Origin of the sequence: Rhodocytophaga rosea (assembly GCF_010119975.1) — a bacterium.
GTDB classification, from domain to species: Bacteria; Bacteroidota; Bacteroidia; order Cytophagales; family 172606-1; genus Rhodocytophaga; species Rhodocytophaga rosea.
This window is the reverse complement of record NZ_CP048222.1, coordinates 5,391,506-5,408,167: the sequence shown is the minus strand read 5'-3', so window position 1 is coordinate 5,408,167 and position 16,662 is coordinate 5,391,506. Positions and strand designations below refer to the sequence as shown.

12 protein-coding genes are annotated in these 16,662 nt (G+C 39.5%); 9 read left to right on the top strand and 3 right to left on the bottom strand.

From position 1 onward, the window contains the following. Window positions 1–1,131, bottom strand: coding sequence for an exodeoxyribonuclease VII large subunit (gene xseA / locus GXP67_RS22420; RefSeq protein WP_162445183.1), 1,131 nt, complete (start codon window positions 1,129–1,131; stop codon window positions 1–3). A 724-nt stretch (window positions 1,132–1,855) separates the two neighbouring features. On the opposite strand from xseA, the gene GXP67_RS22415 reads away from it, so the two are divergent. Beyond that, on the top strand, window positions 1,856–2,407 hold the full coding sequence (locus GXP67_RS22415; protein ID WP_162445182.1) for a T9SS type A sorting domain-containing protein: 552 nt from the start codon (window positions 1,856–1,858) through the stop codon (window positions 2,405–2,407). Between the two features lie 128 nt (window positions 2,408–2,535). On the opposite strand, the gene phhA is transcribed toward GXP67_RS22415, so the two are convergent. Continuing rightward, on the bottom strand, window positions 2,536–3,273 hold the full coding sequence (phhA, locus tag GXP67_RS22410) for a phenylalanine 4-monooxygenase (RefSeq protein ID WP_162445181.1): 738 nt from the start codon (window positions 3,271–3,273) through the stop codon (window positions 2,536–2,538). Window positions 3,274–3,711: 438 nt separating this feature from the next. Between phhA and GXP67_RS22405 the strand changes: the two genes are divergently transcribed. Together GXP67_RS22405 and GXP67_RS22400 are read left to right on the top strand one after the other, a co-directional pair. Further along, window positions 3,712–6,465 carry a PQQ-dependent sugar dehydrogenase gene (locus tag GXP67_RS22405; protein WP_162445180.1) on the top strand — a complete coding sequence of 918 codons (2,754 nt, stop codon included), beginning with the start codon at window positions 3,712–3,714 and terminating at the stop codon, window positions 6,463–6,465. 363 nt (window positions 6,466–6,828) lie between these two features. Continuing rightward, a complete protein-coding gene (locus tag GXP67_RS22400) occupies window positions 6,829–10,032 on the top strand; it encodes a PQQ-dependent sugar dehydrogenase (protein ID WP_162445179.1) in 3,204 nt (1,067 codons plus the stop codon). Between the two features lie 65 nt (window positions 10,033–10,097). Here the strand turns inward: GXP67_RS22400 and GXP67_RS22395 are convergent, their stop codons facing one another. Further along, entirely contained in the window at window positions 10,098–10,940 is an 843-nt protein-coding gene (locus GXP67_RS22395; RefSeq protein WP_162445178.1) for a fumarylacetoacetate hydrolase family protein, read from the bottom strand. Window positions 10,941–11,162: 222 nt separating this feature from the next. On the opposite strand from GXP67_RS22395, the gene GXP67_RS22390 reads away from it, so the two are divergent. The 6 genes from GXP67_RS22390 to GXP67_RS22365 all read left to right on the top strand — a co-directional run bounded on the left by GXP67_RS22390 (window position 11,163) and on the right by GXP67_RS22365 (window position 16,604). Continuing rightward, complete coding sequence (locus tag GXP67_RS22390) at window positions 11,163–12,023, top strand: fumarylacetoacetate hydrolase family protein (RefSeq protein WP_162445177.1); 861 nt, start codon at window positions 11,163–11,165, stop codon at window positions 12,021–12,023. A gap of 47 nt (window positions 12,024–12,070) precedes the next feature. Next, on the top strand, window positions 12,071–12,409 hold the full coding sequence (locus GXP67_RS22385; protein WP_162445176.1) for an L-rhamnose mutarotase: 339 nt from the start codon (window positions 12,071–12,073) through the stop codon (window positions 12,407–12,409). Window positions 12,410–12,532: 123 nt separating this feature from the next. Beyond that, window positions 12,533–13,366: an amidohydrolase family protein gene (locus GXP67_RS22380; RefSeq protein WP_162445175.1), complete on the top strand. Its 834-nt coding sequence runs from the start codon at window positions 12,533–12,535 to the stop codon at window positions 13,364–13,366. 30 nt (window positions 13,367–13,396) lie between these two features. Beyond that, window positions 13,397–14,164, top strand: coding sequence for a LytR/AlgR family response regulator transcription factor (locus GXP67_RS22375; protein WP_162445174.1), 768 nt, complete (start codon window positions 13,397–13,399; stop codon window positions 14,162–14,164). Between the two features lie 296 nt (window positions 14,165–14,460). Further along, window positions 14,461–14,973 carry an RNA polymerase sigma factor gene (locus GXP67_RS22370; protein ID WP_162445173.1) on the top strand — a complete coding sequence of 171 codons (513 nt, stop codon included), beginning with the start codon at window positions 14,461–14,463 and terminating at the stop codon, window positions 14,971–14,973. A 152-nt stretch (window positions 14,974–15,125) separates the two neighbouring features. After that, window positions 15,126–16,604 (top strand): bifunctional phytoene desaturase/3,4-desaturase, encoded by a 1,479-nt coding sequence (locus GXP67_RS22365; protein WP_162445172.1) that lies wholly within the window; start codon window positions 15,126–15,128, stop codon window positions 16,602–16,604. Window positions 16,605–16,662 lie beyond the last annotated feature (58 nt).

Here is a 16,662-nt window from a genome sequence, read left to right as displayed (position 1 = left end):
TTATTCTGTAATTACATTAATTTGCCCGTCTTTCAACAATACTTGTAAAGGATCACCACTTTTTACCTCCTGTACCGACTTTACAACTTTGCCATTTTTGAGTACCAGGCTAAATCCTTTATCTAAAAAAGCCTTGGGATTATACTGTTCAAGCGTGGCCTGTAATAAATCCAGTTCACTTCTGGTCCGGGCAAATATATAACGCCGTTGCATATGGATTTTTTCAGCCATATCATCCAGAATCTGCATGTGGTGATACAAGCTATACCGGACAGCAGTATGAATGCCTGCTTTCATCTGAAATAATAATGCGCCCATCTCAGCCTGGTCAGGGACGGCATGTTCAGCAGCGGCGGTGGGAGTAGCAGCTCTCAGATCAGCTACAAAATCCAATATTGTAAAATCCGTTTCATGGCCAATAGCTGAAATTACCGGTGTCTGGCAGGCAAAAACTGCCCTGGCTAAAGATTCATTATTAAAACACCATAGGTCCTCAATAGAACCGCCGCCTCTGGCAATAATAATTAACTCTACTTCTGGTCGGGCGCATAATGTATGTAAAGCCTCCGTTACGGAAACCGGAGCCTGTTCGCCTTGTACAATTGCCGGTGCAATAAGCAGATTTACACAAGGATACCTCCGCCGGATAGTTTGCATTATATCTTTGATTACAGCTCCGGTGGGAGAAGTAATTACGCCAATAGTGGATGGAAATAAAGGCAAAGGCTTTTTATGAGATTCATCAAATAAACCTTCTGCCTGTAGTTTGTCTTTCAATAATAAAAATTGCTGATACAAATCCCCAATTCCCGAGGAATACACTTCCTGCACCAGCAATTGATAATTGCCTCGCTGGGCATATACCGTTACACTGCCTTTCACAATCAGCTTTGCGCCTTGTTTGAGCAACTCACGTGTTTTTGCAGTTATGCTTCCTCTGAACATTACACAACTAATCTGTGCATCTTCATCTTTTAATGTAAAATAGGCATGCCCGGAACTATGCAGTGTACAGTTAGATACTTCTCCCTGTATGTAAATTTCCTGCAACTCATCGTCATACTCAAGTACTTCTTTGATCCGGTAAGTCAGATCTCTCACGGTTAATAAGTCAACAGACAGGTAATTCATGTAAAAAAGCTTTAGGTGTCCTGATAGAATTATTATTCCAAGCCGAAAATCGGGATTTCATTTGTAAGAAACTATACATATTTAGAAAAACCCGAACTAATGTTAGGTCTTCTGTGGTGAATTTAGTTAGTGGACGATCTTTTTTTATGAGTTATTATACTTAACTCTCCCGATTCCTGCAAAATTAGCCAGCCTAGTTACTCTATCTGATCTGTTTAAAGCCTGTTCTCTCATTTGAAGGCGGGTTAAATTCAGACACAACTTGCATTTCTTTATAATAAATATAACTTATCCAATACATATTCAAATATATCATTTGACTGTTTTCAAGAATAAATTATAATTAAAGAATATTTATTGTATTAATCCAATCTCTTTATATACATAATTCATATCTTACAAACATTTACTTAGCAAGAGCGTTTATGCTATTAGTTATATTAATAATTTTATTAAATTTGCAATGGATCAAAATATAAAGCATATCAAAATATAATATATTAAAAAAATTATAAAATATGAACCTATTATAAATATTAAAAGTTATATTTTCAAACATTGCATACATTATATTATTAGAAGAAAATTTATAAAATACAACCAAGTAAGATAATACCTGATTATTGAATTTTTTTAACAAAAACCCTTCCTACATTTGTATCAGATAAAAACAAAATAGATTATGAAAACGAAATCAATATTAATAACATTGCTTGTAACAGTTATGAGCACTATGCTTTTAGCCAACGATCGCGAAAAATCATCTGACGCCAAAGCCATTATCAGAAATAGCGGAAAAAGTGCTGTTTACCAGTTAGTTTATCTTTCTGAAGTTCCAGGTACAGTGAATGTATCTATTGTAGATGCAAAAGGAAATACCATTATGACTGACCGTGTGAAAAATGTTGAAGAAGGCTTTATGCGTCCATATAACTTCTCTGCGCTTGCTGAAGGAAACTATCTGATTGAAATACAGGATGCCAAAGGAAAAGTAATGGTTCCTTTTATACACAAAGTAAGCAAAACTGTACAGCCATTAAACGTAAAAGTAAAAGCCTTACCAACAGATAAAAAATTCCAGGTGATCATGATTGGCAACCAGTCTGATGTATTACAAGTAAATATTTTAGATGAAGCCAAAGCCCTTGTATATACTGATTATATCGATGCTACTAATAGCTTCAGCAAAGTATACGACCTGACCAAAGTAAAAGCCAATAATTTTACTTTTGAAATCAGAAATTCAAACGAAATCATCAGCACTCAACAATTTTAACTTATACCATAGAGCGGATGCTTACTGGCAAACTCTATTGGGAATATTAATTCAGGTGTTATCAGAAAAGCCCTTACATGCAGTGTGAGGGCTTTTTGCATTAAAAACAGGAAGTCTGAATCGCTCTATTATTGAGTGATAAGACTATTTTTTATTTCTTCAGCAATGCATGTATCAATATCTGCCACTGAGTTAAATAACTGCTCGAAAGAATCAATTACAAAATACTGGCTCTGGAATTTATCCTTAATATAAGGTGTCCGGATGATTTCTTTTACGTTATAAGGAATTCTGAGGGGAACATCGCTTTTTAATGAGTACTCTGTTTCTCCGGCAGAAGACAGAATACCTGCGCCATAAATGCGCAACTTATTTTTATCACGTATCAATCCAAATTCTACTGTATACCAATATAATCTGGCAACCAGCTCAATAGCCAGCTCATTTTCAATATATTTCAAAGCGATTTGACTTAAGCCCACCAGAAAATTACATAGGTCAGTATTGGTGAGTAGCGGTACATGCCCAAACACATCATGAAACATATCAGGCTCTTCCAGATAATCCAGCTGGCTCTTTTTACGCAACCAGGTAGTAGCGCAAAAATTGCGGTTTTTCATGAGTTCAAAAAATTCCTTATTAGGCAGCAATCCTGGTACTACATATAATTGCCAGCCGGAAATATCTTTTAAAATCTGATTTACTTCATCAAAATCGGGGATGCGTTCGGCAGTAAATTTTATGCGCTTCATGCCTGCTAAATATTCGTCTGTAGCGGCACCTGGCATTTTTTTAATTTGCCTGTTGAATAAAATACGCCAGACCTCCTGGTCGTCGGCAGTATACTTGTCATATTGCTGTTTCATAAAAAGCGTGCATATAAGTTAATAAACAGATTATTTATAAGGAAAGTTGTATGAGGAAATAGCATAAAAAAAGCCTGCTCTTTCGGAAAGACCAGGCTTTTGTAAATTTTTTGAATGCGTTCAAACTTCAGCAAAGCATTATCTTCCGGGTATAGTTTCCGGTTAGATAATAATAGTATTTGCTGCAGTTATTCATGGGGTAAATATGTACTTTAATTAACAAAAATGCAAGTTAGCAGACTGCAAATATAATTTACCATTGTAACATCTCTACAGATAGAAAAATTAATGTGTTCATTTTGTAAGCCATAAATTAATAGATAACTTACGAAACTAATCCTTTTCATGGAACTGCTTTCTCGTCTCAGGCACTTGTGTTAACTTAGTGCTTTATTTTTGTTTTCATCAGCCATTAATCGCCAACAAAATACAAATACTATGAAAAATAAGTACCAGCCTTCTTCAACTTTCAAAAGTTCAGTTAGGCTTTTTATAAAGTTCTACTTATGTATAGGGATTACCATCTTCGCTATTACTTCAGGTTTTTCTCAGCAATTTCCCGACGGATTTACTCAAACCAGTATTGTAAAAACACTTGATACCCCAACTGCTATGGCTTTTGCACCAGATGGGCGAATATTTGTGGCTGAACAAGGGCAAGGTGCTATTTTGCGGGTGATAAAAAATGGAAACCTACTACCCGAACCTGCAATAGAAATTGAGCCTGAAACCAAAGGCAACAAAAGTATAATAGGTATTACTTTCGACCCTAACTTCCGAAACAATCAATATATCTATCTGTATTATATCATAATTAAAACCAAACATGCCCGGGTAAGCCGCTTTAAAATCGACGGAGATATTATACAAAAAGAAAGTGAAGAGGTTATAGTAGAGATCGATGAAATTAAACCAGAAATTAATCACAATGGGGGCCAGATTCAATTTGGCATAGATGGCAAATTATACATAGCTACCGGAGATTTATACAAACCAGAGCAGGCACAGGATTTAAATAATTATCACGGGAAAATTATCCGGGTGAACCCAGATGGAAGTGTACCTTCTGATAATCCATTTACAGGGGCAGATGATTCTGAACAGAAAAAACGGATCTGGGCTTATGGAATCAGAAATGGATTTTCTTTTGATATTCAGCCTGGTACCGGTAAATTATTTATTAACGATGTGGGTTCAGATTATTACGAAGAAATAAATGATGCTACCAAAGGCGGACTTAACTTTGGATGGCCGGCAGAAGAAGGTCCAGGAAAAAATCCGGATTATGTATCACCCCTTTATTCTTACCAGCGTATTCTGGAGCCAGGCAATGACCATGGATGTGCCATTACCGGAGGTGTATTTTTCAACCCTGCTACTACTAATTACCCTGCATCCTATAAAGGCAAATATATTTTTCAGGAATATTGTAACGGATGGATTGCCATGCTTGATCTGAATAATAGCGCTGTTAAAGTTCCTTTCGCAACTGATCTTGGCAGTGGCAATATATACTTAACGGTAGGTACAGATGGCAACTTGTACTATTTATCGAGGAATGGGAAGAATAGCATTTTGTATAAAATTACCTATACACAACAAGAAGCACCCCAAATCACTAACCAACCGGATGATATTACGGTTGCTGAAGGACAATCAACTTCCTTTACAGTGAGTGCATCAGGCACAGCTACCCTGCAATACCAATGGCAAAAAAATGGAAAAGATATTCCTGGTGCTACGGCTGCAAAGTATGCTATTTCGAAAACAAAACCTCAAGATGCAGGTCAATACCGGGTGATTGTAACCAATACCGCAGGAAGTGTAACCAGTCGTGCAGCTATTCTGTCTGTCACTACTAATAATGATGCGCCGGTTGCTGTAATTATTACCCCAACTGCTGGGAGTAAGTATCAGGCAGGACAAGTACTTTCTTTTGAAGGTTCAGCTACGGATGAAGAAGATGGGGAACTGCCGGACAGTGCCTTTACCTGGGATATCGTGTTCCACCACAATACTCATACGCATGAAATGCCAGTAGTAAGCAGTGGAAAAAAGAAAGGTACTTTTGTTATTCCTAACACAGGAGAACCTGAAATAAGTGTATGGTATAGGTTATATTTAACGGTAAAAGATTCCAAAGGCGCTTCTCACAAGATATACCGGGATATTTATCCAAGAACCTCTGTTATCAATTTTGCTACTGAACCTGCCGGACTGGCTATTACATTCGATGGTAAACCATTAACTACGCCTACTTCCATTGATGGAGTAGAAGGTATTTTACGTTCGATTGGGACAGCTGCCACCCAAAGTTTGAATGGTAAGGAGTATATATTTGATCGTTGGAAGCATGGTGGAAGCCGCATCCAAACCATTGCATTCCCAGAAGATAATCTCACCTATACTGCTGTCTTCAAACGAGTTGACACCCCAGATGATCTGGTAAAGGTCAACATCAACTTTCAGCCTTCTAGTTCAACCACGCCTACAGGTTACTTAGCAGATATTGGAGAAGTGTTTGCCAATAGAGCCAATGGCTTTAGCTATGGATGGAATCAGACTACCTTTTATGCCAGAGACCGCTACCCAATGGCAGGATACGACAGGCGTTACCTTACACTTAATCATATGCAAAAGATAAAAGGTAGTGATGCTATTTGGGAAATAGCTTTACCCGATGGCACTTATCAGGTTACAGTAGTTTGTAGCGATCCGTTGTACACTAATCAGATCAATCATTTACTAATCGAAAATCAACGCCTCTCCGATGAAGACAGGTATGATGAAGTAGATGAGTATGAGGTAACGGTAGAAGTGACCGATGGCAGACTCACCATCAAACCTGCCCCTGATGCCGTCAATGCCAAGATCTCTTTTGTAGATATCATGCAGGTGAGTGCTGGTGCCAGAGTGGCTTCAGCAGGCAAACTAGCTAATTTGCAGATGGAGGTATTTCCTAATCCTGTTTCAGATAAGCTTTCTGTCAAACTCTTTACCAGTCAGGCCGGACAAGTGAAGTTGACGTTGACCGATGTGTTATCAAGGCCGGTACAAGGACAGCTTTATCAACTGGAACAAGGAGAGCACATGCTCAGTTTGCCGGTGCATAGTTTGAAAGCAGGTTCTTATTTGTTACAAATCTCCACTCCTTCTCATTCCTTCTCTAAACGGATTACTATTGTTAAGTAATCTTTCCCGGATGCATAAAAAAAGCGAACCTTAAACGGTTCGCTTTTTTTATGCTACCACTTCAATATACATCTCACCAATGCTTAATATCATTTGATTCATACAATGAAGATAAAACTATTTTTCTGCTGACTTTTCAAAGGGTAATTAAATCAGGAGTTTGGTAATAAAAACACTCGCTTTAGCTGTATCTATGAACATATGATTTTCATGAGATACGAAGCAAAAAAAATTATTAGTAACCATTTAAAAAAGAGCTACATAAAAATAAGCGATCAATTTTCTATAAAGTATGACTCATTTTATATAATTTTATTGTCTTTTTATTAATTATTTATACGCATACAAGTAATTCGCCTGATTATGAAGTACACTTACCTTAGTAAAGTTTTTTCCCTTAAAACTTTTCGCACCTCCCCTTTTTTGTTGGCACTTATAGGAGTGCTATTTATTTTATTTTCTGTTTCACAGGTTTACTCCCAGAAATTTCCTGCCGGATTCAGTCAGGTTAGTATAACAACCGAGCTTGCCAATCCAACAGTGATGGCTTTTGCACCCGATGGGCGTATATTTGTGGCTGAGCAGAGTGGAAGATTACGGATAATTAAGAATGGAATATTATTAGATACTCCTTTTGTAACCTTAAAAGTAAACGCCTCCGGTGAAAGAGGCTTAATAGGGATCACGCTTGATCCAAATTTTACTACTAATGGGTATATGTATCTTTACTATACGGTAGCGAGTGGGGCTAATAATCGCATTAGCCGCTTTACCGCCAATGGAGATGTTGCTGTAGCCGGATCAGAAAAAATACTATTAAATTTAGATCCTTTAAGTAAGGCCACTAACCATAATGGTGGAGCGATGCACTTTGGAAAAGATGGCAAACTCTATGTGGCCGTAGGAGAAAATGCCCGGCCAGAAGAAGCACAAAACTTAAATAACTATCACGGTAAATTGCTACGTATCAACCCAGATGGATCGGCTGCTGATGATAATCCCTTTCTGTCCGGTCCTGCCAAGCAAAGAAGAATTTGGGCATATGGCCTGAGAAATCCTTTTACTTTTAGTGTTCATCCCACCACAGGTAAAATCTTTGTCAATGATGTGGGATCATCACGGTGGGAAGAGATCAATGATGCTACTAACAAAGGGCAAAACTTTGGCTGGCCCAGAAGGGAAGGGGTAACTGCAAATCCTGCTTATGACAATCCAGTATATACGTATCAGCGGTTACTTCAATCCGGAGATGGAATTGGCTGTGCCATTACAGGCGGAACTTTTTTCGACCCTGCTTCTGGCAATTACCCTTCACAGTATAAAGGCACATACTTTTTTCAGGACTTTTGCAATGGGTGGATTAATTATCTGGATCTAAGTGATAATGTAACCAAACAACCTTTTGCTACAGGCCTAGCTAGTGGGTCATTGAGTATTACAACTGGCCGGGATGGTAACTTGTACTATCTGAACCGTACGAATGGCACCCTTTATAAGATTGTATATAATAGCAACAATACAGCACCTAGTATATATAACCAGCCAGATGATGTTGCTGTTTCTGTGGGAGAACAGGTTTCCTTTACAGTAAGTGCATCAGGTACCGGCCCATTACAATACCAATGGCAGAAAAACGGAGTAAATATAGCTGGTGCTACCTCTGCTACCTATTCTATTTCAAACACTGCTATTGAGGATGCAGGTCAATACCGGGTAATTGTAAAAAACGCAGTGGGTAATGTAACCAGCCGTGCGGCTATTTTAACAATACGTGCCAATACGGTTCCTGAAGCAAGTATCATTACTCCAGCTAATGGAGCGCTATATTCAGCCGGACAAACTATTAACTTTTCAGGCTCAGCTACTGATGCCGAAGATGGTACATTACCTGCCAGTGCTTTTAGCTGGGAAGTGGTCTTTCACCATGATACCCATTCCCACGATGGCCCTCCCGTTGCCACAGGAGTAAAAAACGGAAGTTTTATCATTCCTGCCAGTGGAGAAACCAGCGCTGATGTTTGGTACAGAATATTCTTAACCGTAACCGATTCTGAAGGTGCCACTCATAAAACCTACCGGGATATTTATCCAAGAACAACTACTATTACATTAACTACCCAACCTGCCGGATTAGAACTCACCTTAGATGGGCAACCTGTTACGGCTCCTACTTCTGTAGAGGGTGTAGAGGGGCTGTTGCGCTCCATTGGAGCAGATGCTATCCAAACACTGAATAACACTGAGTATACCTTCGATCGTTGGGCTCATGGGGGCAGCCGTAACCAAACAATTGAATTCCCAGAGGACAATAGTACTTACACAGCTATTTTCAAACAAGTTACTAGCAGCTTACGCAATCCAGAAAATCCTATTAATACAGTCAATGGCCTTAACTATAGTTATTATGAAGGCGACTGGAACAATTTACCTAACTTTGCTTCTCTCTCAGCTTTAAAGACTGGCACTATTACAGATGTTGATCTTTCTGCAGCTAACAGGGCAGAAAACTTTGGCTTCCGGTTTACAGGCTATATTCAAGTACCAGCAGATGGAGAATATACTTTCTACACAATTTCTGATGATGGCAGTCAGTTCTTTATTGGCAATACACTCGTAGTGGATAATGATGGGTTACATTCCCGTGAAGAACGCTCAGGTACAATTGGACTGAAAGCAGGTAAACATGCTTTCAGTCTAAATTACTTCCAAAACATAGGTGGCCAAGTACTGGATGTGGCTTATCAAAGTAGGACAATAAGCAAAAGGCAAGTTCCGGTGTCTGCTTTCTATCGCATTAAAAGCGATACTCCTGATGATCTGGTAATGGTCAAAATCAATTTTCAGCCATCTAGTTCAGATGTTCCCTCCGGCTATCTGGCTGATATGGGAGAAGTGTTTGCTAACCGGGGAAATGGCTTTACTTACGGATGGAATCAGACTACTTTTCATACCCGTGACCGGGGACCTATTGTTAGTTCAGATAGCCGGTATTATACCCTCAACCACATGCAGAAGGAGCCTCAATCAGATGCCATTTGGCAAATAGCTTTGCCCGATGGCATCTATCAGGTCACAGTAGTATGTAGCGATCCGTTGTACACCAATCAAATTAACGACTTGTCTATTGAAGGAGAAGTAGTTGTTGATGAAGACAGCTATGATGCGGTAGATGAGTATGAAGTAACGGTAGAAGTGACTGATGGCAGACTCACCATCAAACCTGCCCCTGATGCAGTCAATGCCAAGATCTCTTTTGTGGATATAAAACAGGTGAGTGCTAGCGCCAGAGTGGCTTCAGCAGGCAAACTAGCCAATTTGCAGATGGACGTATTTCCTAATCCTGTTTCAGATAAGCTTTCTGTTAAACTCTTTAACAGTCAGGCCGGACAAGTGAAGTTGACTTTAACCGATGTGTTATCAAGGCCGGTACAAGGACAGCTTTATCAGCTGGAACAAGGAGAGCATCTGCTCAGTTTGCCGGTGCATAGTTTGAAAGCCGGTTCTTATTTGTTACAAATCTCCACTCCTTCTCATTCCTTCTCTAAACGGATCACTATTGTTAAATAGCTTATATACCTGTAAAACAAAAGCGGACTACATCATAGTCCGCTTTTTGTTTTATATGGCAAAGTTTAATTCACTGAATTTATTAGTTTACCAATATGATCAATTGAGATATGAATCTGGTCGCCACTGAGCAAGGTAAAATCATTGTCTGGTACAATGCCGGTGCCGGTTAGCAGGAAACAACCTGCTGGGAAACTGCTTTCCCTGTACAAATACTCTACTAGTTCCTCTTCTTTCCGTTTCAGATTTTCCAGGGTAATTTCTCCTTTAAAAACTGCTTTTGTGTTTCTCATAATGATCAATTCTATTCTGGAATTGCGGGGTAGCGGTTTCTGGCTTACAAAAATGCAAGGGCCCAGGCCGCAACTTTTATCATAGGTTTTTGCCTGGGGCAAGTACAAAGGATTTTCGCCCTCAATACTTCTCGAACTCATGTCATTGCCAATCGTATATCCCACAATTTTTCCACTGGATGTTATTACCAGCGTGAGTTCTGGTTCAGGTACATTCCAGGTAGAATCTTTCCGGATATTTACGCCATGCCCTGAACCGACCACCCTGTGAGGGGTAGCTTTGAAAAACAATTCCGGACGTGGGGCATTATATACCTTATCATAGAAATCACCTCCTCCGGCTTCTTTGGATTCTTCCTGACGGGCTACCTTACTCCTCATATAAGTTACACCGGATGCCCATACTTCCTGATTTCCGATGGGAGCCAGTAATTCATTGGCCAGTTTAGTTTGCGCTGCTGCTTCCGTAAGCTGTTGTGACTTCCCTATCCATGCTTCTACCTGTTCATATAAATCGTCCCGGTTAATAAAATGATCCCAGTTCTGGTTTGTCAATTCATAATATTGACGATTGTATTCTATCAAAATTCCGCTTTGTACTTTGTATATCTTCATGTGTTTAAAAGTTAAGACTCTATCATCAGTTATTCTTAATCAAAGAAAGCAAACTTTCAGAGCAGGCTTCTGGGATTTCAAGTAAATGAAATTTTAAATATTCCATCTTCCTTTTGCATTATTTTTTTTAATATTGGCCTTAATCATTATCAATAATCATTGGTCAACAGCCAATGACGACTGACCAGTGACCAGTTTTTATAAACCTCTATACCTCTACTTATGAAACTATTCCGCTTCGGTGTACCCGGACAAGAAAAACCAGGTTTGATTTTACCTGATGGCAGAAAAATAGATGCTAGTGCTTTTGGAGAAGATTACACCGAGCATTTTTTTGCCTCCGATGGATTAAAACGGCTACAAACCTGGGCTTCTGCACAAGCCAGTACAGCCCCAGTCGTAAACGATCAGGTACGCTTAGGCTCGGCTATTGCCCGTCCCAGTAAAATTATTTGTGTAGGATTGAATTATAAAGACCATGCTGCAGAAAGCAAAATGGCGGTTCCGGCAGAACCCATTCTGTTTTTCAAAGCTACTACCTCTCTCTGTGGCCCCAACGATGATCTGATTATTCCGAAAAACAGCCAGAAAACCGATTGGGAAGTAGAACTGGCCGTAGTAATCGGGAAAAAAGCTACCTATGTAGCTGAATCGGAGGCAATGGAATATGTAGCCGGCTATGTATTACACAACGACTACAGCGAACGGGCTTTTCAGCTGGAACGGGGCGGACAGTGGGTGAAAGGAAAAAGTTGCGATACTTTTGCTCCGGTAGGGCCTTTTCTGGCTACCAAAGACGAAATTACAGATGTACACAACCTCCGGCTCTGGCTTACGGTGAATGGCAAAACCATGCAGAATGGCTCTACTTCCAACCTGATTTTCAACATTCCTTTTCTGGTAAGCTATATCAGCCAGTTTATGACTTTACTGCCTGGCGATATTATTTCTACTGGTACACCGGCAGGCGTAGGATTAGGGTTCAATCCGCAAATTTACCTCAAAGCCGGTGATGTAGTGGAATTAGGCATCGATGGACTTGGCTCTTCTAAACAGCAGGTGAAAGCATATTCTGGTAATTAACAGATGTATTGTTTTGTATTTTCCACCAGCTGTTTACTCTATCAGCCATGAAGCAATTTGCTAAAACTATCCTGCTTAAAAACGATCCCAATTTGATCGCCACCTATCTGCATTATCATAACCATATCTGGCTGGAAGTAGTACAATCATTCCGGAAGGTAGGGGTAGAAGATATCAGAATATGGATGATTGGCAGAAGACTATTTATGCTGATGACCACCACGGATGCTTTTGATCCGAATACGGACTTTGACAAATATTTAAGTTTACATCCCAAAAACGAGGAATGGGAAGAGTTGATGAAAACTTTCCAGGAGAAGGCGCCGGAAGCCAAACCAGATGAACACTGGGCAGATATGGAACTGATTTTTCAAATGCCACATTAAAATGGTTATTGGTCAATAAATCATTGGTTAAGTTGTAAGAGCAGCTATTTCGCTGTTGAACCTATAGATAACATACTATTGACACAATTCACTAATGATTATTGACCATTAACTACTTATCCTATGAAAATAGATGCACATCAGCACTTCTGGAAATATACACCACAGGAATACGGATGGATTTCTGAAGAAATGTCTGTTATCCGGCGGGATTTTTTGCCGCCAGATCTGCAACCAGAACTGAAGAAAGCCGGATTTGACGGAAGTGTGGCCGTACAGGCTCCACAAACTGAAGAGGAAACCCATTTTTTATTGGATCTGGCCGATCATTATTCTTTTATCAAAGGAGTAGTGGGCTGGATAGATTTGCAGGCAGCAAATGTGGAAGAACGATTGTCGGTATTTGCCAGGCATCCCAAACTTTGTGGCATCCGCCATGTGGTACAAGCAGAACCAGATGACCATTTTTTACTAAAACCTGCATTCAAAAAAGGAGTGAGTTTACTTGAAAAATTTAAGCTTACCTACGATATTCTCATCTATCCTAAACAACTCCCTGCTGCCATTGAGTTTGTTGCTACTTTTCCCAGACAGAAATTCGTACTTGATCATATTGCCAAACCATTTATAAAAGATCATATCACTGAGCCATGGGATACAAACATCCGCAGGCTGGCCGCACATGAAAATGTATATTGTAAACTCTCGGGCATGGTAACGGAGGCAAACTGGAAGCAATGGAAGAAAAGCGATTTTACACCCTATCTGGAAACTGTACTGGAAGCTTTTGGTCCCAACCGGCTCATGATTGGTTCCGACTGGCCGGTTTGTAAAGTAGCCGGCGAATATTCACAAGTGATGCAGTTGGTGCAGGAATTTATTTCTACTTTATCCACAGACGAGCAAGCCCGGATACTGGGCCGTAATGCCATCGGGTTTTATGGATTGAAAGTATAGCATTCTCCTTTTTATAAGTACATTCAACGTATGAAAGTACTTATCATTGAAGACGAAGCACCTGCCGCCAGAAGATTACAATTGCTGCTCAAAGATGTTGATTCCTCTCTGGAAATTATAGCTACTACAGATAGTATTATTTCTTCTGTACAATGGCTGAATACAAATCCGGCTCCAGACCTCATTTTTATGGATATTCAACTGGCCGATGGGCTGAGTTTTGAGATTTTCTCCCGCACCACCATACAAGCACCTGTTATATTTACGACAGCTTATGATGAGTATTCCTTACAAGCTTTTAAGGCTAATGGTATTGATTATCTACTCAAACCGGTAGAAATCTCCGCCTTAGCCGAAAGTATACAGAAGTTGAATACATTAAAAGAACAATTTACCCGTCAAACAGAACGGAAAAATTTAGAAAGCCTGCTGAAAACCCTCCGGCCAGAACAACCTACTTATAAGTCCAGGTTTCTGGTAAAAATAGGCGATCGACTTATATTCATTCCATCTACAGAGATTGCCTATTTTATGGCCGAAGAGAAAATTGTACTCATTATTACGATGGATAACAAAAAATATATTGCCGACCATTCTCTCGATGAACTCGAACCAATGATGAATCCGAAAGATTTTTTTCGGCTCAACCGCCAGTTTCTGGCACATATCCAGTCTATAAAAAACATCAACCAGTATTTCAATGGTAAACTTAAACTCACCTTACAGCCTTCTCCTGTACAGGAAGTATTGGTAAGCCGGGAACGGGCAAGCACATTTAAAAGATGGCTTGATGTTTAAATTTAATTACAAATCTTTAAACATTGTTACGGTAACCATCTCCTAAGTATTTGCCTATATTAAAAATACTTCTTTCTGAACAAATTAATTTTTTATATAAAATTAGGCTTATTTTAATATATAGGTCTAAAGTATTTATTCAAGCAGCAAGCATGTTATATATTTCTTAGAAAGCGGTTGTATTTATAATGATGGTATATTACATTTTGTTTAAGATATACATAAAAAACATTAAACAAAACTTGACTATTTTGTTTAATGTTACGTATATTTGCTTACACAAAACTCCCACTGTTATGACAGCAATTGAGTTCACCTATTCCATCAATACATTAACCAAGTCTCTTAAGCCTTTCGCTTTAAGATTGACAAAGGATGCCGAAGATGCCAATGATCTGTTGCAGGAAACATTGATGAAAGCTTTTACCAACCGGGACAAGTTTGCCGAAGGTACCAACCTGAAAGCATGGCTGTATACCATTATGAAGAATACCTTCATTACCAATTATCAGCGTTTGGTTCGGAAAAAAACTTTTGTAGATACAACCAGCAACCTACATTACATTAACTCGCAGGACAGCATAACAGAAAACCTGGCGTATTCCACTTTTAAAATGGAAGACATCAGTGCAGCACTCAAAAGCCTCGATGAGGTATACAGAATGCCTTTTATTATGCACTTCCGCGGATTTAAGTACCATGAAATTGCTGAGAAGCTCAATATTCCGATTGGGACCGTTAAAAACCGGATTCATATTGCCCGTAAAGAGCTTAAAGATTCGTTAACACAATATACCTATAGCAATTAACCATTTGTATCGCTTATATAAATTTAGTTTCCTGCTTCCTAAACTTTAATTAGTTTAGGAAGTTTTGTTTTAAAAGCCATTGCTTACAGAAGTTTCTTAGCTTATGGCTAATGTTATCATTTTTTCATCTTCTCATTTTTCAATCATCTACGATGCCCAAAAAGAAAGTAATCGTTATTGGTTCTGGATTCGCAGGCATTGCTGCTGCAACTACACTGGCTACTCAAGGATTTCAGGTAACTGTACTGGAAAAAAACGAAGGCCCTGGAGGAAGAGCAAGAGTTTTTCAGGCGGAAGGATTTACTTTCGATATGGGTCCCAGCTGGTACTGGATGCCAGATGTATTTGAATCCTATTTTAACCGGTTTGGCAAAAGCACCTCTGATTATTACCAGCTAATCCGGCTTGATCCTTCTTATACAGTAATTTTTGGAGAAAATGAGTTTGTAGATATACCGGCTGAACTGAAGGAATTGTATGCGCTTTTTGAATCATTCGAACCTGGTAGCAGCACCAGATTACAGGCTTTTCTGGAACAGGCGGCGTATAAATATAAAGTAGGTATTAACAACCTGGTGTATAAACCCAGCCGTTCGCTCACCGAATTCATCGACTTTAAGCTACTGATTGACGTGTTCCGTATGGATGTTTTTCAATCGTTTCATCAGCATATCCGAAAGTTTTTCCACCATGAGAAAATTCTCAAGCTGATGGAGTTTCCAGTTTTATTTCTCGGCGCTGTGCCGGAGAATACGCCGGCATTATACAGCCTGATGAATTATGCAGATATTAGTTTAGGCACCTGGTACCCGATGGGGGGTATGCATAAAATTGTAGAAGGAATGGTAAAACTAGCTGAAGAGAAAGGTGTACAGTTTATCTATAATGCGGATGTACAGAAAATAGAGGTAGCACAGGGAATTGCCAATAAAGTAATCACTCAAAATCAGGAATATGAGGCAGATATTATTGTTGCCGGGGCAGATTATCACCATGTGGAAAAAAACCTGCTGCCTGCTGGTTCTCAGAGTTATACTGAAGACTACTGGAACAAACGGATAATGGCTCCCTCTTCTCTTATCTTTTACCTGGGGATTAACAAACGGCTTCAGAATCTAAGGCATCACAATCTTTTCTTCGATGAAGATTTTAAGATACATGCCCGGGAGATTTACGAAATACCCAGGTGGCCTTCCAGACCTTTGTTTTATGTGTCGGTTCCTTCCAAAACAGATGTGAGTGTAGCGCCGGAAGGATGTGAAAATGTGTTTATCCTGATTCCGGTAGCGCCCGAACTGGAAGATACGCCTGCGATCCGGGAAAAATATTATGAGATGGTGATGAATCGTCTGGAGAAACTAACCGGGCAACCCATCAGGAATGCAGTGATATTCAAGCGCAGTTACGCCCACCAGGATTTTAAAGCGGATTATAATGCTTTTAAAGGAAATGCCTATGGCCTGGCCAATACGTTGATGCAAACCGCTATACTAAAACCATCGTTAAAAAGCAAAAAGGTTAAAAACCTCTACTATACCGGACAACTTACTGTGCCAGGACCTGGCGTACCACCTTCTCTCATTTCCGGACAGGTAGTTGCTGAAGAAATACGAAAGGAATATGGCCGGTAAATCAGAGAGCTCTGGCGTTTTATCCATTTAGTTTTAACAAAATTAGGATAAGGCTAAT